Source organism: Stenotrophomonas sp. Pemsol (assembly GCF_003586545.1).
Taxonomy (GTDB): Bacteria; Pseudomonadota; Gammaproteobacteria; order Xanthomonadales; family Xanthomonadaceae; genus Stenotrophomonas; species Stenotrophomonas sepilia.
Genome location: NZ_CP025780.1, coordinates 3,062,833 through 3,084,518 on the forward strand (window position 1 = coordinate 3,062,833; position 21,686 = coordinate 3,084,518).

A 21,686-nucleotide genomic window follows, 5' to 3' on the forward strand; every position below is an offset into this window, starting at 1 on the left:
CTTTCCTGCGGAAAGGGATCCGACCCCGATGGCGGTCACCGCCCGCGCAGGAAGAACCACACGGGCACCATCACGTTCACCGGGTCGCCGGCCACCTCGGGCGGCGGCGGGCCGCGCGAGGATCGTTGGCGTCGTCCACTTCCACGGCCGGATGGGGCTCCGGTCGCGGTGCCGGCCGGCTGAGCACGTAACCGGCGCTGGCGGCAAAGAACAGGCCCACGCCGAGCAACAGGCGCCACGACGGATGCGCGCCCCAGCAGAACAGGGCAAAGCCCGCCGCCATGCCTGCGCTGGCAAACGCCTTGCCCTTGCCCGACACGGCACCCTGCTCGCGCCACAGCCGCAGCGACGGGCCGTAGCGTGGATGCGCCAGCAGGCGCTGCTCGAACTTCGACGAGCTGCGCGCGAAGCAGCCCACCGCGAGGATCAGGAAGATGGTGGTCGGCATGACTGGCAGCAATGCGCCGATCACCCCGAGGCCGACCATCAGCCAGCCCAGCGCGAACCAGAGCCAGCGCATCAGCGCTGCACCTGCGGGCGCACGCCGCGCATCAGGCGAATTCCACTTCGACGTGGCGGTACACGCTGCGGAACGCAGCGTCGGCTGCATCGATCACCTGCTGGTCCTGCTCGGCACTCAGCGGCACCGCGTCCAGCACAGCGGTGAACTCGCGCCAGTGGCGCGCTGCGCCATCGGGAGGGGCGGCCAGGTGGCGGGCGCCGAAATCACGGTGCAGGCCGAGCCTGGCCACCATCTTGTACAGAAGGGTGCCACCGAGATTGGAGCCTTCGGCCACGTACAGCCAACCCAACGCAGTCGGCAGCGCGAGGTCCGAGGGCAGCGCGTCGATGTCCGCGCCAGGCAGGGCCTGCTCCAGGTCCTGCAGGTCGCGCGCGACCTGTCTCAGTCGGCGGCGCGCGCCCAGATCGGGCAGCAGTGCGTCCAGCGCAGGATTGGCATACAGCGCATCAATGCTGCGGTGGAAGCGATACTGCACGCGCAGGAAACGGGCGAAGTTGCCGCGGTCGGCGAAGATGTCACCGGCCATGATGCGCTTGTCCAGCGCACCGTGGCTGTCGCGGGTGGCGGCCTTGAGCCGCAGGCTGCGGCTGTCTTCGGGAGCGATGTGTGCGTTCATGGGGGAATGCCAGGGGGGGCGTCCTGCTGTAGACGTCCGCCGCGGGGGTTTCCCCAAGCCCATGTGTGCCGATAATGGGGCCATCCCCTTCTTCCACCCGGAACCGATGATGATCACCACCGAACCGCGCATGACCAACCTGTTCCTGCAGCTGGGCCTGGACGCCAGCGCCGAAGGCATCGCCCGCTTCATCCGCGAGCACCAGCTGGCCACCGACGTCGAAGTCGTCGAGGCGCCCTACTGGAACGATGCCCAGCGCCAGTTCCTGGCCGAGTCGCTGCAGGCCGATGCGGCATGGACCACCGTGGTGGACGAGTTGAACGAGTCGCTGCACGAAGATGCGGTGAAGGCGTCGACCGGGCTTTAGGTGCCGTGATGGGGGCGCCGGGCACGGCCCGGCCACTCCCTGTAGATCCACACCATGTGGAGATGAATTCCCTTGCCGAGAGAATTCTGAACCTCGGTCGCAATCGGCCCTCGATGAAGCGCGTCATTTCCATCACCATGAGCGCGGTAGCAAGGCTGATCCATCCATGGCGAAAGCAGCGAACATCAACTACATCCATTACCTCTACTACCCGCTGTTGTCCATGTCGGACGATGAACTGGCGGCGTTCGAGATAAACGATGCGCAGGACAGAGCTTGGCTGTTCGGTGAGATGGGCAAGGTTCTGGAGACATTCGGTCCCGCTGCCCGTGCCCATGTCTGCAGCTCTCTCGGCTTCCTTGCAGGGACGAATGGCGCTGAAGATCACTGGCGAAAGCTGATTCCACATGAACTTCCACTTCGCGAAGTCGAGAACAAGGCTGGCTACTTGAACGAACTATTTCTCAGCCTTTTTCATCGCCTCCCGGTTGAAGAAGACTGGACGGATGTCGAGCTCTCACTGGACCTTCCAGCCAACGGATTGAGAACCAATATATAGAGCGGTTGTTCCGGGCAAGTGGAGTCTTCCGCACGTCAAAGGCGGTGCGGACCAAGGTCCGCACCCACCGAGTGTGGTTGGGGCGCGCTGGGGTCAGAACCCTTTCCGCGGGAAAGGGATCCGACCCCACCGCTCATCCGCGCCCGATCAGTACGTCCAGGTCAACGCCAACCGCGCGGTGCGGCCCGGTGCCGGCATCACGCCCAGGGCCAGCGGGTCCAGGTAGTAACGGTCGGTCAGGTTGTCGACGCCGGCTTCCACCGACAGCTGGTCGTTGAAGCTCCAGCTGGCGAACAGGTCGACCAAGGTGTTCAGCCGGTACAGCTGCTGGATCGCCGACAGGCCCACGTTCCAGGCCTTGTCCAACTTGCTGATCGGGCCAGCGTTGTGGACCATGCGGGTGCCGAAGGTCAGGCGCTCGTCGAACAGGCGCGAGCCCAGGATCAGGTTGACTGTGTAGCGCGGCGGGTTCTGGGTGTTGGTGTACGAGCCCTCGAAGCCACCGTCCACGCAGTTGGGTGTATTGGCCAGCTCGTCGTTCCCGCGCTGCGCACCATAGGCACGACGCTCGGCGGCGATGTCCGGCGCGCAGGTCTTGGCCTTGACATAGTAATGCGCGGACAGGTCGGCGAAGACCTTGCCGCTGTCATAGCTGGACTGGAATTCCATGCCCGAGACCTTGAACTGATCGACGTTGCGGATCAGGCCGGCCGAAAGCGTGCGGTAGTCACGGGTGATCAGGTCGTCGATGCGGGTATCGAAGTACGCCAGCTTCAGCGCCAGGCGGTCGCCAGCGGTAAACAGGTGGTAGCGGAGGGTGCTGGCACCGATTTCCCAGCTGCGCGCGCGCTCCGGCTTCAGCTCACCGACCGGCTTGGCAGCGGTGAACAGGCCCAGCGTGGTCTCGAACAGGCTCGGCAGCTTGGTGCCTTCGGCGTACTTCACGTAGACCAGGGTGTCTTCGCTGAAACGGTAGGCCACGCTGGCGGTAGGCGAGAACGCGGTGTCGCGACGGCGGATCGGCTGCGACCAGCTCCAGCTGACCGGCACTTCCAGATCCTGCGGCTTGCCGGCGTCGTAGAAGTTCCAGCCGGCGATGTCGCCCACCGTACCCTTCTTGTACGGCGAGGCCAGCAGCGAGGCCTGGGTGAAGTTGCCGTTGGCATCCGGATACCAGTTCAGCAACGCGATGCGCTTGGCGCGCCACGAGGGCAGTGCCGGGCTGCCGTTGAGCAGCTCGGTGTAGCGGTACTGGCCCTGCACCTCGTAGGCATCGGGCGTGGCCAGCCGGTTGCGGTCGTGCACGTCCACCCGGTTCCAGCGGCCACCGGCCAGCAGCTCCCAGTGTTCGTCGGGCTGCCACTTCAGCGCGGCCACGGCGCTGTATTCCTTGCGCTCGGCATTACGCAGGAAGCGGTTGTTGACCAGGTCATCGTGCATGATCGGGCCCGAGCTGCCCGGGGCGATGTCTTCGTCGCTGTAGGACAGGCCGTAGTCGAGCGTGAACGCACCGGCGCGGGTGTCGAACCTGGAGGTATTGCTGGCATCCAGGCCGAAGCGCTTCTGCCGCAACGGATTGCGGTAGGCATCCTTGTAACCGGGATCGCCACTGAAGCTGGGTGCGTCATACCACTCTGTGCGGCGGTCGAAGTACCACGGGGTGATGCCGGTCAGGCTGTTGTACATCACGCTGTCGGTGTCGGTGTACGCAGCGTTGACGCGCAGGTCGATCAGCCCGCTGTCCGGATTGAAGCGATAGCGCAGGGTGTAGCTGTCCATGTCGACGTGGCCCGGGTCCCACTGCGGGATGCGGTCACGGTCGACGCGGATGATCTGCGAGGCCATGATCTCGCCGGCCGTGCCTTCATAGCGGCGGTAGCCGGCTTCCAGGCTCTGCGTGTCATCGATGCGCCAGGTGCCCTTGAGCAGCGCCGACTTCGAACGCGAGGAGGTATTGAACACTTCGGTACGCGGCGGATTCAGCGGCGCCAGCGTACGACGGGTCTGCGGGAAATCATCGTAGCCGTGCTTGCCGGAGAAGTAGTTGCCGTTGTCCCGGTACGCGTAGGCCGCAACCAGGTCGAAGCGGTCCCAGTGACCGGCACCGGCCACGTTGAAGAACTGGCTGCCGGTAGCGCTGCGATCGCTGCGCGGCGCCGCACTGTATGACGGCAGGTTGTTGGCACTGCCATTGGCCAGGCCACCGCGCACGCGCACGCCGAAGTCGCGGCCCTCGCGCAGCACGTCACCGATCTTCAACGTCTCCATCTCGACCACGCCGCCGATGCCACCGGACGCGTTGGCCTGCAGGCTCGGGCCCTTGGTGATGGTCAAGCTGGAGATCAGGTCGGGGTCGAGGTAGGTGCGCTGTGACTGGCCCGCATAGCCGCGGTAGGTGTCCATGCTGGACTGGCCACCGTCGATGATCACCGGTACGCGGCCCTGGCCCTGGATGCCACGGATGTTGACGTCGAAGCCGTTGCCCACGCGCGGATCACCGGCGGTGACACCGGCCACCCCCTTGACGATGTCACCGTTGGAGGTGCCGCGGAAACGCTCCAGATGCGTGCGGTCGAGCGTGGTGGTCGAACCCACGCTGCGATAGCTGTCGAGCAGGCGCGCTTCGTCGTTGTTCGCACCGCTGTCGACGCGGTCGCCGGCCACACTCAGCGTGTCGGTGACGATCACACCGCTATCGGCCGGCACCGGCGTTGCTGCCCCCAGAGTGGCCGCATCGGCGCTGACCCGGCGCACCGCCACGCCACTGCCCTGCAGCAGGCGCTGCAACGCCTGGTCGGCCGACAGGCTGCCGCTGACCGCGTGGGAGGTTACGCCGTGTGCCAGCGATGCGGGGTACACCACCTGCACGCCGGATTGGCGCATGTAGCTGCGCAGGGCCTCATCCAGCGGTTGTGCAGGAATATCAAAGCGCAGTACGGCCGCGTGCTCGCTGCGGGCGCTCTGCGCCAGTGCGGGTGGCGTCGTACTGGCCAGCCCGGCGGCAAGCAACGCAATGCACAGACGGGACGGGCGCAGTACGCGGCCCGAGCGGTGGGAGTCGAACATGGAAGAACCTGTCAGGTAATCGGTGCCGCGAACGCGGCGTCATCCGCAACACGGGCGGACACGGCGACGTACGTGGCGACGGCGGGTACGTTCGCCGGGTAAGACGGCTGGGCGCGCGACAACCCCAAGAGCAATTTGCGGTCGTGGGGGATGCCGACGGGGCGCGGCGGGTGCCGACCGTTGGTTGGCCGGTGGTAGCGGTGGGTGCCGACCGATGGTCGGCACAGAGACGCTCATCCACGCGTGGCGTGGAGCTACTGCACGATGGCGACGCCGAATGGAAGACGAGTAACCTGAAGACCTGCCGTTGCCGCCAGTGCATCCAATGCCTGCTCCGGGCGGTCGATGCGCAACGCAGCACTCACTGCAGGCAGACGTGACAGATCACCGCGCACGAAGGTCGGCCCCGCGCGATAGCGCCCCACCCACTGCACGGCATCGGCGACGCTGGCCTGCTCCAGCAGCAGCTCGCCCTGGCGCCAGGCGCCGACGCTGTCGGCGGTCACGTCAGCCCGTCGCATGACCCCGCCACGTTCAGTGTAGACGGCACGCTGCCCCTGCTGCAGGTAGGTCCAGCCACCATCGGCCGGGCTGGCCACGCGCACCCTGCCCTGCCCAACCTGGGTTTCCACCCCCTCGTCTCCACGCGCCACGGTGAACGCGGTCGAGATGTCCTCGACCAGGCCATTGCCGGCGCGCACGCTGAAACGCCGCTGTGCATCCGGGCTGACCTCGAACCAGGCGCGCCCGCGCAGCAGCTCGACCTCGCGGGCGTTCGCATCGAAGCGCACGGCAATCGCACTATCCGCATCCAGCACCGCCCGACTGCCATCGGGGAGCCGCACGTGCTGCACCTGATGCGTGCTGCGATGATCGGACTGCAGGCGCAGCCACGCCTCCGGCCATGCCACCAGCATCGCCAGCATTGCCGCCACAGCCATCGCCCAGCGCAGTCGATGTGGCCCACGCCATCGGCTGGCCCCGGCGGCCTGTGGGCGCGGCCCGACACTGCGCCACAACGCGCGCTCGTGTTCGAAGGCCCTGCGGTGCCCCGGCTGTTGCAGCCAGTGCTCGAACGCCTGCATGCGTGCATCGCTGATGTCACCCGAGGCCAGCCACGCGATCCAGTCCCGGGCCTGTTCGGCCAGGGCATCGTCATTGGCGGCGGGCTGCATGTTCGGCGGGCTCATCGGCTGGCGGACAGGCGCATTCAAGCGCAGGCGGGGAACTAGACCGCATCCACGGTCCAGTGATCAAGACGTCTGCGCGAAGGCCAGCCCCAAGCCGGCGCGCTCATCGACCGCTGCGCGCCCAGGCCAGGCGCTGCAGCGCGGAGCGCACATGATTCTCGACGGTGGTCACCGACACCCCCAAGCGGCGTGCGATCTCGGCCTGGGTGAGGCCCTGCAGGCGGTTGAGCCGGAAGATGGTGCGGGTCGGCTCCGGCAGGTGACCCGCCGCATCGAGCACCCGCTGCAGCTCATCCTGTGCCATGGCCTGCTCCTCGGTGGAGATCACCTCGTCGGCCCCCCACAGGTAGTGGTCGGCCAGCAGCCGGTTGCGGCGGCTCGATTCGCGGCCGTGGTCAGTGGCAAGGTTGGCGGCCAGCCGATACAGATAGGCCCGCGGATTGTCGATCGCCTGGCTGTCATCGACCCCTCGCGCCTTGAACCAGACCGCCTGGATCACGTCCTCGGCGCCGTTGTCGCCCCCGAGGATGCGCTGCACCCGGCGCAGCAGCGCGGGCCGCTCGCGGATCAGCAGCTCAGTGAGGGAGGCAGCATTGGAGGGCATGCGCGGAGCCGGGACGACAGACGGGAGGCACCGCGCATGCTACTCCGGCAATGCGAATAAGTCACATTCTTGTCTATGCCGGGACTACAGGCAATCAACCAGTGCGTCGTAGGTATTGGCTTTCGTGCCGGGCAGCGGCGCGTGCAACGCATCGAACCCGTCCCCCGTTTCCCACACCTGCAACAGGGTTTCCAGGCGTGTTCCTGTTGCCAGCGGCAGCACGCAGGCATAGCGTCCGCGGTTGACCGTGATCAGGCCGCTGGGCTTTACCCTGGTGTTGCTACCAGCGAAGGTCCATACACACTGGACAACCACCCCCGTGGCCTGTTCCACGGAACAGCGCAGGCGCATGGCCCACAGATTGATGTACTCGCCCTCGCAGAAGGTATCGCCACATACCTCATCGAAGCCACGCACCAATTGCCGCTCGGCAGCAAGGAAACGCTCGTGGCCGCCCCCGGGGCCGGCGTAATCCCGCGCATCGACGAACGCAGGCGCAGCCTGCGCGACACCGGCGCACGGCAGGCTGACAGACAGCACGCCACACAACAGCCAGCATCTACGGAAGCTCCCCATCAGCCCACCCTCCCCTGCGTGCGCAGGCATTCAGGCAACCCATCGAAGATGCCGTGGTCAAGCCCAGGCAAAGGCGCGGTCAGGCCGCCCGGCGCTTCCAGGGAGGCGTAGAACGCGTCGACGGGCACCCCGGGCTGCATTTCGACCGGACAGACCCAGCTCCCGTTGTCGATCCGCACGTGTCCCGTGTCGGGCTCAACCTCCAGCTCGCTGGCGGCCACCACCCAGACACAGCGCTGCACGGTGCCGCGGTGGGCGAGCACGGCGCAGCGGAACTCCATCACCCGGTAGTTGCTGTAATCACCTTCACACACGGTGTCGGCACACCATGCGGCGAATTCGCCGGCGACCGCGTCCTCCAGCGCAAAGGCACGGTACCATCCGGCCTCGTCGGAGGGATAGTCAATCAGGTTGACATGCAACCCGCGCGCGAGCGCGGGCAGCGGCGCCAGCAGCAGCAAGGCACAACAGCCCAAGCGGTTCCAGTTCATGGCAAGTCTCCTTGGCAAGGACGTCCAGCCTGCCGCGGGGACCGGGTCGAACCCATCGGGAAACCCCGCCCCACCCGCTCCGCCAGGGGCGGGCGCGCAGGTCGGCCCAGCCCTACCCTGCACAGCGCCCGGCAAAGGCATAAAATGGTGAGCTATCCGTCTATATCCCCACCTGGAGCACACCATGGGCCTGGAACTCGTCTCGCCCGGCAAGAACCCGCCGGAAGAAATCAACGTCATCATCGAGATCCCGAAGGACTCGGAACCGGTGAAGTACGAAGTGGACAAGGAAACCGGCGCGATCTTCGTCGACCGCATCCTGTCCACCCCGATGCGCTATCCGTGCAACTACGGCTACGTGCCGAGCACCCTGTGTGGCGACGGCGATCCGGCCGACGTGCTGGTGGTGCTGCCGCTGCCGCTGGTGCCGGGCTCGGTCGTGCGCTGCCGTCCGGTCGGCGTGCTGAAGATGAGCGATGAGGCAGGCAGCGACGAGAAGATCCTGGCCGTGCCGGTCTCGAAGATCTTCAGCGGCTACGCCCACGTCGAAGACATCGCCCAGGTCTCGAGCCACTGGCTGGAGCGCATTGGCCACTTCTTCGAGCATTACAAGGACCTGGAGAAGGGCAAGTGGGTCAAGCTGGACGGTTGGGGTGGCGCCGCTGAGGCCAAGCAGATCCTGATCGAGGCGCACCAGCGCCATCTCGACAGCAAGGCCTGAGCCTGAACCGCATCGCTCCGGCGATACCCTGCCGGAGCGATGCGGGTCACGTTTCATGATGACGGCACATCACTCTTGCTGCCGTATTAGGTAAATTGCGTCACTTCACACGTCATCGACATCCATCGTCGAGACAGCCAGGGGAACGTGTCGTGCGTATTCTGCTTGTTGGGGATGCAGCCAGCCTGCCGGCTGAGCTGACCGAATTCATTGCCGATCTTGGGGAAGACTGGCAGCCGCTGACCGCCGCCGATGGCCAGACCGCGATGACCGCGGTGGCCACGCAGGGCGTGGACGCGGTGATCGTCTGCCCGCAGTTGCCCGATCTCAATGCCACCACGCTGCTGGGCCAGATCCGGACACTGCGCCCGGAAACCATCCGCATCGCGCTGGTCGATGCGCACCATGGCAACCGCCCGCCGCCGGCGCGCCTGATCGGTGTCGCCCACCGCTTCCTGCCGCTGCCGCTGGCGCCGGAAGTGCTGCTGGAGGCATTGACCAGCCTGGAAGAACTGCGCGAAGTGCTGGACAGCCCGCGCCTGCGCGATGCCATCGGCCGTATCGAGAAACTGCCATCGCCACCGCATCTGTACCTGAGCCTGACCCAGGCCCTGGAACATGACGACGATACCGACAGTGCCGATGTGGCCAAGCTGGTCGCCGCCGATCCGGCCATCGCGGCCAAGGTGCTGCAACTGTCGAACTCGGCTTTCTTCAGCCAGGGCCGCACCATTGCCGACCTGCGCACCGCGGTCACCCGGCTGGGCCTGGCCACGCTGCGTGACCTGGTGCTGGCCAGCGAAGTGTTCTCCGCGCCGACGCTGTCGGCTGCCGAGCGCAACTCACTGCAGCAGCGCGCCCTGCTCGCCTCCCGGCTGGCCGCACGCCTGCTGCCCGAGTCCAGCGCCGAACTGGGGGCGACCGCCGCACTGCTGGCCGACATCGGCCTGCTGCTGCCCGGCGTGCGCAACGAGCGCAGCGAGCCCGCGCTGGCCGGCGACACCCGCCCAGGCCATGCCGAGGCCGGCGCCTACCTGCTGGGCCTGTGGGGCCTGCCGATGCCGATCATCGAAGCGGTGGCCTTCCACCTGCAGCCGCAGCGCGCCAACACCCGCAGCTTCTGGGTGACCGGCGCGGTGCACGTGGCCCTGGCGCTGGTCAATGGCGATCCGGTGGACGAGGACTACCTGCAGCGTGCAGGCGTGCTGAACAAACTGCCGCAATGGCGCGAGCACGCCAATGCACTGATGGGACTGGTGCCCAGCGACGCCTGAGCGTGCTGGATGATGTCCGGACGACAGAGGGCGCACCCACACGGTGCGCCCTTTCCTTGTCAGCGGGTACCGCAGGCATCCTGCACGCAACGCCGGTACTGCGACTCGCAGATGACCGGTGACTTGCCACTGGCCAGGCACTGCTGGCGGAACTCTTCGCAATAGAGCCCGCCACCACAGACACCGAGGCCCTGCGCGAACACCGCGCCCACCAGCGTTGCATAGATCAATGCAGCCGCCGATGCCTGGCGCAGCAACGTGTTCTTCATACCCCTCTCCACATGCGAGCGTCCGGTATTGGACCTCCTGACTGTGTCGATTGCGACACGACGGGACCGTGACTGCGCTCACCTTCCAACAGTTTCCGGAATTCCCCTACAAAAAAGAGGGCGGACCTAGCGGCCCGCCCTCCTCGTGTTGCTACCGCACTTCGATGGATCAGAAGCGCTGGGTGTACTTCATGTACAGGAAGCGACCCACATCGAAGCCGCCGTAGTAGGCGAACGCCGAGTTCGGAGCCGAGTACTGCAGCGGACCCTTGTGGTCGAACACATTGTTCGCGCCCAGGGCGATCGTCGCATCCCACGGTGCCTTCCAGCTGACCTGCAGGTCGTGGAAGGTGTTGGAGCCGGTGTGACGCAGCGGATCGGTTTCGCCATTGGCCATGTGGTTCGGCGCATCGCACCAGCCATCAGCCAGCGAGATGCAGCTTTCCTTCATGCCGGAGTAGTAGCGCGCGGTGTAGTTCACACCGAAATCGCCGTACTGCCAGTTGACGCCCAGGTTCGAACGCACGCGGAACAGGCCCGGCTCGCCGACGCGGCCGATCATGATGTTGTCACCCGCGCTGTTCTGGCCCTGCTCGTCGTACTTGGCGGTGTAGCTGGTGGTCCAGTCGATGCTGAACTGACCGATGGCCAGTTCCGGCAGGCGGTACTTGATGCCCAGGTCGTAACCTTCGGTTTCCATCTTGCCGAGGTTGGCGGTGCCGTAGGTGATCGCACTGACGTGGCCGTCAGCCGCACGGGTCACGCTCGAGCAACGCTCGGAGTTGCCCAGCACGTAGCAGTCACGCAGGATGCGGTCGACGCTGTCAGCGATGATCATGTCGCTGATTTCGTACTTGTACCAATCCAGCGAGACGTCCAGGCCCTGCACCCAGCGCGGGCTCCACACCAGGCCGAAAGTGGTGCTCTTGGAGGTTTCCGGCTTCAGGTTCGGGTTGGCACCCGAGACGAATTGGTCACCCGACTGGCACGGCAGGGTCGAGCACGGCAGGTTGCCCTGGCCCAGCTGCACATAGTTGGCCGGAGCGCCAGCGGCGGTGCACGCGGCATTGCCGGCAACGCTGCCCGGGGCGTTCACGCCGCACGGATCGATGTAGGACTCGAAGCTCGAGCTCAGGCCACCGTACAGGTCGCTGATGGTCGGAGCGCGGAAGCCCTCGGCGTAGGTGCCGCGGACCAGCAGTTCATCCAGCGGACGCCAGGTCAGGCCGAACTTGCTGTTGGTGGTGCCACCGAAGTTGCTGTAGTCCGAGTAACGGCTGGCAACGTTCAGGGTCAGCTCCTTGGCGAAGGCCATGTCGGCCAGCAGCGGCACGTTCAGTTCGAGGTAGACCTCGTTCAGATCGTACTGGCCGCGGGTCGGCTTCTGGCCCAGGCCGGTGGACTGGCCCGACTGCGCGAAGGCGTCCGGCACGTAATTGCCTTCTTCCTTGCGGTGCTCGACACCCAGCGCGAAGCCCAGGTCGCCGGCCGGCAGGGTCACGATGGAACCGGACAGGTTGGCGGTGAAGCTGGTGGTCTTGGTGACGCCGCGGGTGGTGAAGGTCGGGAACAGGAAGTCCTGCAGCTCCTGGTTCGCCAGCGAACCCTGGCCATCAACGCCGTACGGCAGCAGCGGGTTCCACGGGCGGCAGTCGCCCAGGATCGGCTTGGCCGAGGTGCCGCAGCGTGCAACGCCGCCGGCATCGATGAACGACGGGCCCAGGGCCTGGCCTGCAGCGATCAGGCTCATGTCGCCGCGGTTGCTCTTGATCGACTCGTTGCGGTTCCACAGCGCGCCGACGTCCCAGTCGAAGGTCTTGCCGCCCAGCTCGAAGAAGCCGGTCAGGGTCGGAGCGAAGCGCAGGGTCTTGAGCTGGCTGTCAGTGGTACGCGGCACTTCCCACAGGCGGCGACGGAAGCTGACGTCCTGGCCGACCGGGTTGAAGGCGCTCGAACCCTCCAGCGGGGTGCCGAAAGAGTTGGACTGGAACGGGTAGCCGGCGATCTGCTGGAACGTCTGGCGCTCGTTGTAGAGCACGTCGGTGTTCAGGCTGATCGAATCGGTGAAGTCGTACGTGCCGTTGATGTAGACCGACTTGCGCTTCACACCGGTCAGCAGGGTCATCTGCTCGTTGGAGTTGGCGAATTCGTCCGGCGTAATGACATGGTAGTCATTCGGGTTCTTCGGGTTGCCGCCGGCGTTCAGGGTCTTCCAGACAGCCTGCTTGGAGTCGCCGCAGTTGACCTGGGTCGGGTTGCACCAGCTGCCGTTCTGGCTGATCGGGCTCCAGGTGGCCGAGGTCGAGTTCGGACCCAGCGAGCCGTCGCGGCTGTACCAGCGGTCCTTGGCCCACACCGGATCCTGCTTCGAGTACTCGGCCGACAGGGTCAGGCTGCCGCGTTCGCCGCGGGCACCGAGGGTCATCGAATAGGTTTCGGTGTCGCCGTCGCCCTTGCCGTACTGGCCGACGTAGACGTTGGCTTCGCCGCCGTCGAAGTTCTTGCGGGTGATCACGTTGACCACGCCGGCGATGGCGTCGGAACCGTAGATCGACGAGGCGCCGTCCTTCAGGATTTCGATGCGCTCAACGGCAGACATCGGGATCTGGCTCAGATCCTGGTAGCCCGCAGTGGTTGCGCCCAGACGCTTGCCGTTCATCAGCACCAGGGTGCGCTGGGCGCCCAGGTTGCGGATGTCGACGTAGTAGCCGCCCACGTTCTCGCCCGAAGCCAGCGACTCCGAACGCGAGATGGCCGGGGAGCCGGCCGAGGTCAGGTTGTTCAGCACGTCGGCGACGCTCGAGAAGCCCTGCTTTTCCAGGGATTCGCGGGTCATCGTCAGGATCGGCTGCTGGGTTTCCACCGAGGCGCCGCGGATGCGCGAGCCGGTGACCGAAATGCGGTCCAGGTCGGTGGTGCCCTTTGCTTCCTGGGCGGAAGCAAAGGCCGGCGCCAGCGCCAGCGCAATGCCGGCCGGCAGCAGGCCGAACCGCACTGCGGGATTACGAACGTTCATCTATCTCTCCAAGGTACGTGTTAGCAGCGTGTTAAAACACCCCAGCACGTTACGATTGCGTTGCAGCGCTGTATTTGCGCGAACCAACCGGAGACTTTGCGGATTGTGGCGGGAGCAAGCCACCGTTCTCCCTGAAGCGCGATGCGGACTGGCCGTAGCGGGCGCGGAACGCACGCGCGAAGCTGCAGCAGTTGTCGAAACCGCTGGCGGCAGCGACCTCGCCCACCATCATGTCGGTGTCGCGCAGCAGATCAGCGGCGCGTTCGAGGCGCAGTCGTGCCGAAAGCGACTGCGGGCTTTCCTCGTACAGGCTCTGGAAGGTCTTGGACAGGTACCAGCTGGAGAAGTTGGTCAGCTCGGCCAGTTCGCCGATGCGCACCACCCGGTGGCTGTTGCCTTCCAGATAGAGGCGCGCGCGCTGCATGCGGCCGAACACCTGGCGCTTGCGGCTGCGCGAGCGGCCCGGGCAGCGCTGCACGTTGTCGGCCAGGCCGCGCTGCAGGCCCGCGAGGTGCAGCAGCAGCGGGCGCAGGGCCTGTGCCGGCTGGCCGCTGGCCAGCGCATCGCGCCACAGGCGCAGCGCCACGCGCGCATCAGTGCGGTTCATCCGGCCACGACCTGCATACAGGCCGCAGTCGGCCATCTCGGTCAGCACGCGAAGCGCTTCGATGTTCAGGTTCAGGCCAACGCACAACCCGTTGCGACCGGCCTGCACCAGCGGCCGCGATTCCTTCTCGAACGCGATCCACTCGCCCTGGCGCAGGCGGAAGCGCCCTTCCTTGGCCTCGACCCACGAGCTGCCACGCACCTGCATCCAGACAGTGAAGCTGGAGCCGGCGGTCTGCAGGCTGCCGAGCCGGGCCACGCCCAGGCAGGTCGGTGCGACGTCGTCGAGCGACCGGTCCAGGGAAACAGTTTGGCCGCGATCGGCCAGCGAGAGTTGACGCATGGGGGCACCACGGATTTGCCTAGTACAGGACTCCGTTTTGCCAAATCAGGCGGCACCGCGTCAGGAAGGTCCGACGAGATCGCCACGAATTCGCGACGAGATCCCGACGAAGAAATTACGAAGGCCCATTTCCCTTGAACAACAACAACTTGGAGAATGCGGGGAACAGTGCAGGCGGGCGTTCGGGCAACCGCATCACGCCGATGTCAGCGCCATCGCTGACCGCCATCGCCACGAACAGGTCCTTTCCGTCGGCGCTGGCACTGAGCCCGTTGCCGGCGCTGAGCCGTTCTGCGTCCAGGCAACGTTCCGGCTCCTCGCGGCCGGGCTGGATGCGCACGAAGGTAGTGCCACACGTGGTCGAGGTACCGAGGTAGCCGATGCCGCTGTTGCCGGTCACGGTCCAGGCCCGGTATCGCCAGCGGCTGGGCCGGTCATCGCTGATCTGCTGCACGCTGGCCGGGGACAACGCGGCATCCGCCGACCACAGGCCACCGGCGGCCAAGCGGGTGAACAACACGCGGCCACTGCTCCGGTCAAAGCGCGCCTGCGACACCCCATCGATGCTGGCCAATCGGCGCCAGGGCTGGACGCTGCGATCGAACAGGCTCAACCGCGTGCGCTGGTCGGCATCGCGCTCGACCACAAACAGCTGCTGCGGCGAGGCGCCATACAGTGCCTGCAACGGCTGTTCGGCCGGAACCGGCAAGGGTTGCAGGCGTTCATCGCGTGGCGCGATTTCATAGAGCACCGTGCGCCCATGCGCATCGCGGCCAACCACGAGCAACTGCCGGCTGTCGGCCGACCAGTCAGGCGCCTGCCGCGCTTCCGGCCGCAGCCCTTCGATGGGACGCAGCGAATCCGGTCGCTGCATGTCCGCCCACCACAGGGCGAAGCTGCCGGAACGATCGGAGGTGAAGACCAGCTGGCGGCCATCAGGCGCTGCCATCGGCTGCCCATCGCGGCCACTGGAGGCGAACAGTCGCTCGGGCGAGCCGCTGCCCTGCATCGGCACCTTGAACACGCCGAACTGCGCGCGCCGGTGGACGAACGCCAGCATGCCACCGCGTCGCGACACCGCTGGCCACTGCGCATCATCCAGGCCGGCATCGCGCAACGTGTGCCGCTCGACGTCCAGGTAATAGAGCCGCGCCTCGCTGTCGACGCGGCGACCGAAGACGATGGTGCGGCCATCGTCCAGCCAGGCCCAGCCGCGCAGCTCTGCCGCTTCGTTGGTCAACTGCTCCGGCGTGCCGCCCGCAGCGGGCACCCGCCACAGATCACCCAGCTGCGGGTTGCGCACGAACACCAGCCATTGCCCATCGGGCGAATACCGCGGTGCGTAGTCGAAGTCATCTTCATCGACGCTGTAGGCCAGCGCGCGCCACTGGCCACTGGCCAGGTCCAGCACGCGGATGCCACGGTGCGCGTAGCGACCGACCATGCTGCCGAACACCAGGCCACGCCCATCTGGCGTCCAGTCGAAACTGAGCAGCTCCGTGCCATCGCAGCGTGTGGCCTGGCGCAGTGCGCCACCTGTGGCGCTGGCGATCAGTACCTGGCAGCCGCCGTCGGCGGAGAACCGCGCGAAGGCGATTTCGCGACCATCCGGCGACCAGTTCGGGAAGCGATCGACGGCACCGGCCGGTGGCGCCAGCAACTGGCGCGCCGGTGCGTTGCCGGAGGTCTGCAGCTTGATCGCGCCACCGCCGTTGCCATCCTCGTTGGCGCCCTCATAGGCCACCAGCGAACCGTCCGGTGACAGCGTGGGATAGGTTTCGAAGCCGCTGGTTGCGGTGATCAACCGATACGGTCGCTGCGGGCTGCCGATCACCCGCGTACCGTTCTCCACGGCAGCCTCCACCGGCGAGCTGCCGGCCGGTGCACGACGCAGCAGCAGCGTGGTCAACACCAGCAGCGTGGCCAGCATCAACACGCCCAGCACCAGCAGCACGCGCCGACGGATATGGCGCCAGCGGCGGCGCGCTGCCTGTGGATGCGCAGGCAACGCAGCAGTGGTCACCGGCTGCGCGGCCATGCCTTCGTCGTCGGGGACGCCTGCGGCCACGGGCTCGGCATCGTCCAGCACCTGCACCGGGACCAGAAGCCGATAGCCTGTCTTGGCGATGGTTTCGATGTAGGCCTGGCCGTTGTCGTCGTCGTTGCTGAACGCCTTGCGCAGCTGGGTGACAGCCTGGGTCAGCACATCGTTGGTCGGCAGCGTGTCCGGCCATACCTCGGCGAACAACTCGTCGCGGGTGACAACGCGACCCGGCTGCCGCAGCAGCACGCGCAGCACGCCCAGCGCCTTCGGCGTCAGCCGGCGCGGGCGACGCGCGCCGACGACCTCGACTTCGCGCGAGGACAGAGTGACGGTGCACTCTCCTATCCGGATCCGATCGGATACCGGGAACTGGATTTCGCTGCTGTTCATTTTCTGCTACACAGTAGAGACAGGTCCCGGGCAGTGTTTGCCTTCGATACCGCCCCGTCCTGGGAACAGCGAAAAGCCAGACTCCGCACAAAGCATCGGCGCATACCGCAAAAACAATCGAGCGCGCGAATACTAGCCTATGCAAGTTACCTCGCCTATCGCGTGGTCGACATCAGGCTCTCTCTCGCCGACGAATTCACATAATTTGCGACATCATTCGCGCCCTTTCGGGCGCGAAATTTTTATCTGGCGTTCATTTTCACATGCGCCGCAACATGGTCAATCCGACCAGCCGCGAAACCACCAAAGCCACGTACATCACGCCGGAAAACTGCTCCAGCATGACCAGTGCGCGTGCCTGTGGATGCAACGGCACGACGTCACTCAAGCCGACTCCAGACAGCAAGCTGAAGCTGAGATAAAGCAGCTCCATCCAACTGCGCTGCGAGCCTCCGCCGGTGCCCTGGAAGCTGCCCGGGTACCACTGCTGGCATACCGCGAATGCGAACGCAAATGCCCATGCAAGCAAGGTGAATGTCGCGCCTGCGGCGAACAGTTCGTCGCGGGTGACCTTGTGGTCCTGGAGCATGTAGGCAATCAGGGCGCCGGCCGTATAGAAGTACAGCAGGCTCTCCAGCAACTGTGCGGTGGTCAGCAGTGCGCTGCGGTCGAGCAATGCGCCAGCCAGCGAGAACACCACCGACGGGATGGCCAGCAGCAGTGCCAGCCAGGTGCCCAGTGGGCTGCGCTGGACCACCCACAGCGCCAGGCCCAGTACCGCCATGCCGAACATGCCCAGCGCCGCGCGGCCGGCAGCGGTGTCATCCAGCGCGGGGTACAGCAGCACCGCGATCAACTGGGCACCCAGCAGCCAGGCCGAAGGATGACGGCGGGCAATGGCCAGCCAACGGGTGGTCATGGCAACGGGCATGGTGTCCTTCCCCCAGGGTGATGCGCGGAGCATAGCGGGGAGCGGCGTGATGAGCGGTGGTGCCGGCCGCTGGCCAGCACTCCTCCCGGCCCCTGCACAACCGGCCGCCGGCCAGCGGCCGGCACCCGGCTGCTCGTCATCCCTGGTGGTAGACCTCTGCGCCAGCCGCGCGGAACTCCTCCGACTTCTCCTTCATGCCGGCTTCGGCGTAGTCACGCACATCCTGGGTGATCTTCATCGAACAGAAGTGCGGGCCGCACATCGAGCAGAAGTGGGCCAGCTTGTGCGCATCCTTCGGCAGCGTCTCGTCATGGAACTCCTTGGCCTTCTCCGGATCCAGGCCAAGGTGGAACTGGTCTTCCCAGCGGAACTCGAAGCGCGCCTTGCTCAATGCGTTGTCGCGAACCTGCGCCCCCGGATGGCCCTTGGCCAGGTCGGCTGCATGCGCGGCAATGCGATAGGCCATGATGCCGTCGCGCACGTCCTGGCGATTGGGCAGGCCGAGATGCTCCTTCGGCGTCACGTAACAGAGCATGGCCGTGCCGAACCATCCGATCATCGCCGCGCCGATCGCGCTGGTGATGTGGTCGTAGCCCGGTGCGATATCGGTGGTCAACGGCCCCAGCGTATAGAACGGCGCCTCGCCGCACTCACGCAGTTGCTTGTCCATGTTCTCCTTGATCAGCTGCATCGGCACGTGGCCGGGGCCCTCGATCATGGTCTGCACATCATGCTTCCAGGCAATCTTCGTCAGCTCGCCCAGTGTTTCCAGCTCACCGAACTGCGCGGCGTCGTTGGCGTCGGCGATGCAGCCCGGGCGCAGGCCGTCACCCAGCGAAAAGGTCACGTCATAGGCCTTCATGATTTCGCAGATCTCTTCGAAATGCGTGTACAGGAAATTCTCCCTGTGGTGCGCCAGGCACCACTTGGCCATGATCGAGCCCCCGCGGCTGACGATGCCGGTCACCCGCTTGGCGGTGAGTGGCACGTAGCGCAGCAGCACGCCGGCGTGGATGGTGAAGTAGTCCACGCCCTGCTCGGCCTGCTCGACCAGCGTGTCGCGGAAGATCTCCCAGGTCAGTGCTTCGGCACGGCCGTCAACCTTCTCCAGCGCCTGGTAGATCGGCACCGTACCGATCGCCACCGGCGAGTTGCGGATGATCCACTCGCGGGTTTCATGGATGTGCTTGCCGGTGGACAGGTCCATCACGGTGTCACCGCCCCAGCGGATCGCCCACACCAGTTTCTCTACCTCCTCGGCGATTCCCGAGGAAACGGCGCTGTTGCCGATGTTGGCATTGATCTTGGTCAGGAAGTTGCGGCCGATGATCATCGGCTCGCTTTCCGGATGGTTGATGTTGTTGGGCAGCACCGCGCGGCCACGCGCGATTTCATCCCGCACGAACTCCTGCGTGATGATCTTCTGGATCGAGGCGCCGAACGCCTCGCCCGGGTGCTGCTGCAGCAGGCCCGCATCGCGGATCGCTTCCAGCCGCTGGTTCTCGCGGATGGCAACGAATTCCATTTCCGGCGTGATGATGCCGCGGCGCGCGTAGTGCATCTGGGTGACGTTCGCGCCTGCCCGTGCACGGCGCGGCAGGCTGCGTGCGGGGAAGCGCACGGCAGCGAGCTTGGGGTCGTGCTCGCGATCACGCCCGAACGACGAACTCAGGCCTTCGAGCTGCTCGGTATCGCCACGTTCCTCCACCCAGCCGCGACGCAGTGCCGGCAGACCGGCGGACAGATCGATACGCACGCCCGGATCGGTGTAGGGGCCGGACGTGTCGTAGACCGTGACCGGCGCATTCTCTTCGCCGCCGAACAGCGTCGGGGTGCGGGTCAACGCGATCTCCCGCATCGGCACCTGCAGATCCGGGCGCGAACCGGGCACGTGGATCTTGCGCGAGCCGGGAATGGGCCGGGTCACGGATTCGGAGAGTTGCTGGGCCTGTTGCTGCAGGGCGGAGAGCTGTGCGTTCATCGGGCATCGTCCAGGAAGGTCAGGGACGAAGCGGCGGCGCACTGCGACCGCGCCCGGACGCTCCTTGGGCGGAGGCCGGGAATGGCTGCATTGCAAAGCTTCCCTACGCCGGTATGAGCCGGATCAGGTTCCAAGGGACTGTCTCAACCGTGGCCACATGGCCGCGGTACCCCCGCTTCTTGGCGTGCATTAGAGCATAGACCGCCCGCCTCCGGAGTTGCCCCCAATCGATATTCGTTAACAGAACCATGACGTCGCGTTCAGTAACGTGCACGTCCGTCGCGCTCCAGCGACCGATGCTTCCTTCGCCGCCGACGCGGCCCCTGCCCGGTTCGCGCCGCATGCCGCCGGCCCTTCGCTGCAAGCTCTGCTCGCTCCCCTCAATCCCTTGATCGGAGAAGCTCCTTCATGGTGTTTCGTGTTTCCATCGCACTGGTTCTGCTGCTGGTGCTGCTTGCCGGTATTGCACCCGGCCCCTTCAATACCGTGGTGCAGAGCATCCTCGGCGAACTCATCCGCGGTATCGGCTGGCTGTACCTGCTGGTGGTGTTCCTGGCCCTGGTGTTCCTGATGTACCTGGCCTTCGGTCGCTTCGGCAACCTGCGCATCGGCGGCGAAGACGCCGAGCCGGAGTTCTCGCGGGCCAGCTGGATGTCGATGCTGTTCGCCGCCGGCATGGGCATCGGCCTGGTTTTCTGGGGCGCAGCCGAGCCGATCTCGCATTTCAGCAAGCCGCCCGAAGGATTGGCGCCAGAGAGCATGGACGCCGCGCGTGCTGCCATGCGCTATGTGTTCTTCCATTGGGGCCTGCACCCGTGGGCCATCTATGCGCTGATCGGCCTGGCAATGGCCTGGTTCCAGTTCAACCGCAACGGCCGTGGCCAGATCAGCGATATGTTGCAACCGATCATCGGCCGTCACCATCGTGGCTGGATCGGGCATATGGTCAACATCTCCGCGGTCGTCGCCACCGCGGTTGGCGTGGCTACAGCACTGGGCTTCGGCACGGTACAGATCGCGGCCGGCGTGGAACGCGTGTTCGGCGTGCAGGCGGGCGTGCCGCTGCAGCTGACCATCATCGCAGTGGCTTTCGTACTGTACATGGCGTCCACGCTCAGCGGCGTCGGCCGCGGCATGAAATGGCTGTCCAACTTCAACCTTGCATTGGCTGCACTGCTGCTCGCGCTGGTGCTGGTACTCGGCCCGACTGGCGCGATCTTCAACACCTTCACGACGACGTTGGGCTCCTATCTCAATCAGCTGGTGACGATGAGCCTGCGCATGTCACCGTTCTCGTCCAGCACCTGGGTCGCGGACTGGACGATCTTCTACTGGGCCTGGTGGATCTCCTGGGCACCGTTCGTGGGTTCGTTCATCGCGCGCATCTCGCGCGGGCGCAGCGTGCGCGAGTTCGTGATCGGCGTGGTGCTGGCACCGACGCTGCTGGGCTTCTTCTGGTTCTCGGTGTTCGGTGGCACCGCGATCTGGATGCAGATCTTCGGCCAGGCCGACCTGTTGCAGGCACTGGGCAACGGCTATGAAACGGTGCTGTTCACCATGTTCGACAGCATGCCGCTGCCGTTGCTGCTGTCGTGCATTGCGCTGGTGCTACTGATGATCTTCTTCGTGACCTCGGCTGATTCTGCGGTACTTGTGCTGGCCAGCATGTCCACGGACGACGCGGGCGAGCCATTGCGCAAGCACAAAGTGGCGTGGGGTGTCGGCATTGCGCTCGTGGCGGGTTCCTTGCTGTTGGCAGGGGGACTGGAGGCGCTGCAGGGCATGATCACCATCGCTGCGCTGCCGTTCGCGCTGCTGATGCTTCTTGTGATGGTGTCCCTGTACCGGGTGCTGGACCAGGAATACACCCGGGAGCGGCGGCAGGCGCAGCGCCAGCGGCACATGATCGATGCGTGGATCGCACGCGAGATGGCGGCGCAGGAGGAGACGCAGGCCGAGGCCGCACGCGCGCACGATCAGGATTGAGGGTGTTTTGCAGCCTGCGGCTGCACCGCTTTTTCAGGCAAGGGCCAAGGTCAAATTCAAAGGCGGTTCTGGGTTGCTGCTGGTTGGGTGGGGCGGTGTGGGTGGGCAGGGCACGCCGGGGACCCCTCCATGG

General features: G+C 65.9%; 18 protein-coding genes and 1 riboswitch. Of the genes, 5 read left to right on the top strand and 13 right to left on the bottom strand.

Going from position 1 to position 21,686, the window contains the following annotated elements:
* Window positions 1-76: 76 nt before the first annotated feature.
* Together PEM_RS14115 and PEM_RS14120 are read right to left on the bottom strand one after the other, a co-directional pair.
* The gene (locus PEM_RS14115) at window positions 77-520 is read right to left on the bottom strand and encodes a YbaN family protein (protein WP_095377962.1); all 444 of its coding nucleotides are present in this window, start codon (window positions 518-520) and stop codon (window positions 77-79) included.
* Between the two features lie 31 nt (window positions 521-551).
* Window positions 552-1,139, bottom strand: coding sequence for a biliverdin-producing heme oxygenase (locus tag PEM_RS14120; RefSeq protein ID WP_111129427.1), 588 nt, complete (start codon window positions 1,137-1,139; stop codon window positions 552-554).
* Window positions 1,140-1,248: 109 nt separating this feature from the next.
* Between PEM_RS14120 and PEM_RS14125 the strand changes: the two genes are divergently transcribed.
* Window positions 1,249-1,506, top strand: coding sequence for a DUF2789 domain-containing protein (locus tag PEM_RS14125; protein ID WP_065185344.1), 258 nt, complete (start codon window positions 1,249-1,251; stop codon window positions 1,504-1,506).
* 166 nt (window positions 1,507-1,672) lie between these two features.
* Window positions 1,673-2,065, top strand: coding sequence for a hypothetical protein (locus PEM_RS14130; RefSeq protein ID WP_111129429.1), 393 nt, complete (start codon window positions 1,673-1,675; stop codon window positions 2,063-2,065).
* 147 nt (window positions 2,066-2,212) lie between these two features.
* Here the strand turns inward: PEM_RS14130 and PEM_RS14135 are convergent, their stop codons facing one another.
* The 5 genes from PEM_RS14135 to PEM_RS14155 all read right to left on the bottom strand — a co-directional run bounded on the left by PEM_RS14135 (window position 2,213) and on the right by PEM_RS14155 (window position 7,992).
* Complete coding sequence (locus PEM_RS14135; RefSeq protein ID WP_119706117.1) at window positions 2,213-5,131, bottom strand: TonB-dependent receptor; 2,919 nt, start codon at window positions 5,129-5,131, stop codon at window positions 2,213-2,215.
* 254 nt (window positions 5,132-5,385) lie between these two features.
* Entirely contained in the window at window positions 5,386-6,321 is a 936-nt protein-coding gene (locus PEM_RS14140) for a FecR domain-containing protein (protein ID WP_005419070.1), read from the bottom strand.
* 103 nt (window positions 6,322-6,424) lie between these two features.
* Window positions 6,425-6,925 (bottom strand): RNA polymerase sigma factor, encoded by a 501-nt coding sequence (locus PEM_RS14145; RefSeq protein ID WP_111129432.1) that lies wholly within the window; start codon window positions 6,923-6,925, stop codon window positions 6,425-6,427.
* 84 nt (window positions 6,926-7,009) lie between these two features.
* Entirely contained in the window at window positions 7,010-7,465 is a 456-nt protein-coding gene (locus PEM_RS14150; RefSeq protein ID WP_005419074.1) for a hypothetical protein, read from the bottom strand.
* A gap of 35 nt (window positions 7,466-7,500) precedes the next feature.
* Window positions 7,501-7,992, bottom strand: a complete 492-nt coding sequence (locus PEM_RS14155) for a hypothetical protein (RefSeq protein WP_111129434.1) — start codon at window positions 7,990-7,992, stop codon at window positions 7,501-7,503.
* Window positions 7,993-8,176: 184 nt separating this feature from the next.
* Between PEM_RS14155 and ppa the strand changes: the two genes are divergently transcribed.
* Window positions 8,177-8,713 carry an inorganic diphosphatase gene (gene ppa, locus PEM_RS14160; RefSeq protein ID WP_005410935.1) on the top strand — a complete coding sequence of 179 codons (537 nt, stop codon included), beginning with the start codon at window positions 8,177-8,179 and terminating at the stop codon, window positions 8,711-8,713.
* A gap of 152 nt (window positions 8,714-8,865) precedes the next feature.
* On the top strand, window positions 8,866-9,987 hold the full coding sequence (locus PEM_RS14165) for an HDOD domain-containing protein (protein WP_049413685.1): 1,122 nt from the start codon (window positions 8,866-8,868) through the stop codon (window positions 9,985-9,987).
* Window positions 9,988-10,046: 59 nt separating this feature from the next.
* Here the strand turns inward: PEM_RS14165 and PEM_RS14170 are convergent, their stop codons facing one another.
* From PEM_RS14170 to thiC, 6 genes are all read right to left on the bottom strand, one after another.
* The gene (locus PEM_RS14170) at window positions 10,047-10,256 is read right to left on the bottom strand and encodes a hypothetical protein (RefSeq protein ID WP_014648325.1); all 210 of its coding nucleotides are present in this window, start codon (window positions 10,254-10,256) and stop codon (window positions 10,047-10,049) included.
* A 169-nt stretch (window positions 10,257-10,425) separates the two neighbouring features.
* On the bottom strand, window positions 10,426-13,272 hold the full coding sequence (locus tag PEM_RS14175) for a TonB-dependent receptor (RefSeq protein WP_061479548.1): 2,847 nt from the start codon (window positions 13,270-13,272) through the stop codon (window positions 10,426-10,428).
* 49 nt (window positions 13,273-13,321) lie between these two features.
* Window positions 13,322-14,221, bottom strand: coding sequence for a helix-turn-helix transcriptional regulator (locus tag PEM_RS14180; protein ID WP_053497516.1), 900 nt, complete (start codon window positions 14,219-14,221; stop codon window positions 13,322-13,324).
* Window positions 14,222-14,336: 115 nt separating this feature from the next.
* Window positions 14,337-16,655: a winged helix-turn-helix domain-containing protein gene (locus PEM_RS14185; RefSeq protein ID WP_111129436.1), complete on the bottom strand. Its 2,319-nt coding sequence runs from the start codon at window positions 16,653-16,655 to the stop codon at window positions 14,337-14,339.
* A gap of 259 nt (window positions 16,656-16,914) precedes the next feature.
* Window positions 16,915-17,586, bottom strand: a complete 672-nt coding sequence (locus tag PEM_RS14190) for an ion channel (protein ID WP_050562719.1) — start codon at window positions 17,584-17,586, stop codon at window positions 16,915-16,917.
* A 136-nt stretch (window positions 17,587-17,722) separates the two neighbouring features.
* Complete coding sequence (gene thiC / locus PEM_RS14195; RefSeq protein ID WP_111129438.1) at window positions 17,723-19,567, bottom strand: phosphomethylpyrimidine synthase ThiC; 1,845 nt, start codon at window positions 19,565-19,567, stop codon at window positions 17,723-17,725.
* Between the two features lie 82 nt (window positions 19,568-19,649).
* A riboswitch (TPP riboswitch) is annotated at window positions 19,650-19,751 on the bottom strand.
* 224 nt (window positions 19,752-19,975) lie between these two features.
* Here thiC and PEM_RS14200 point away from each other — a divergent pair.
* Window positions 19,976-21,553, top strand: a complete 1,578-nt coding sequence (locus tag PEM_RS14200; protein WP_111129440.1) for a BCCT family transporter — start codon at window positions 19,976-19,978, stop codon at window positions 21,551-21,553.
* Window positions 21,554-21,686 lie beyond the last annotated feature (133 nt).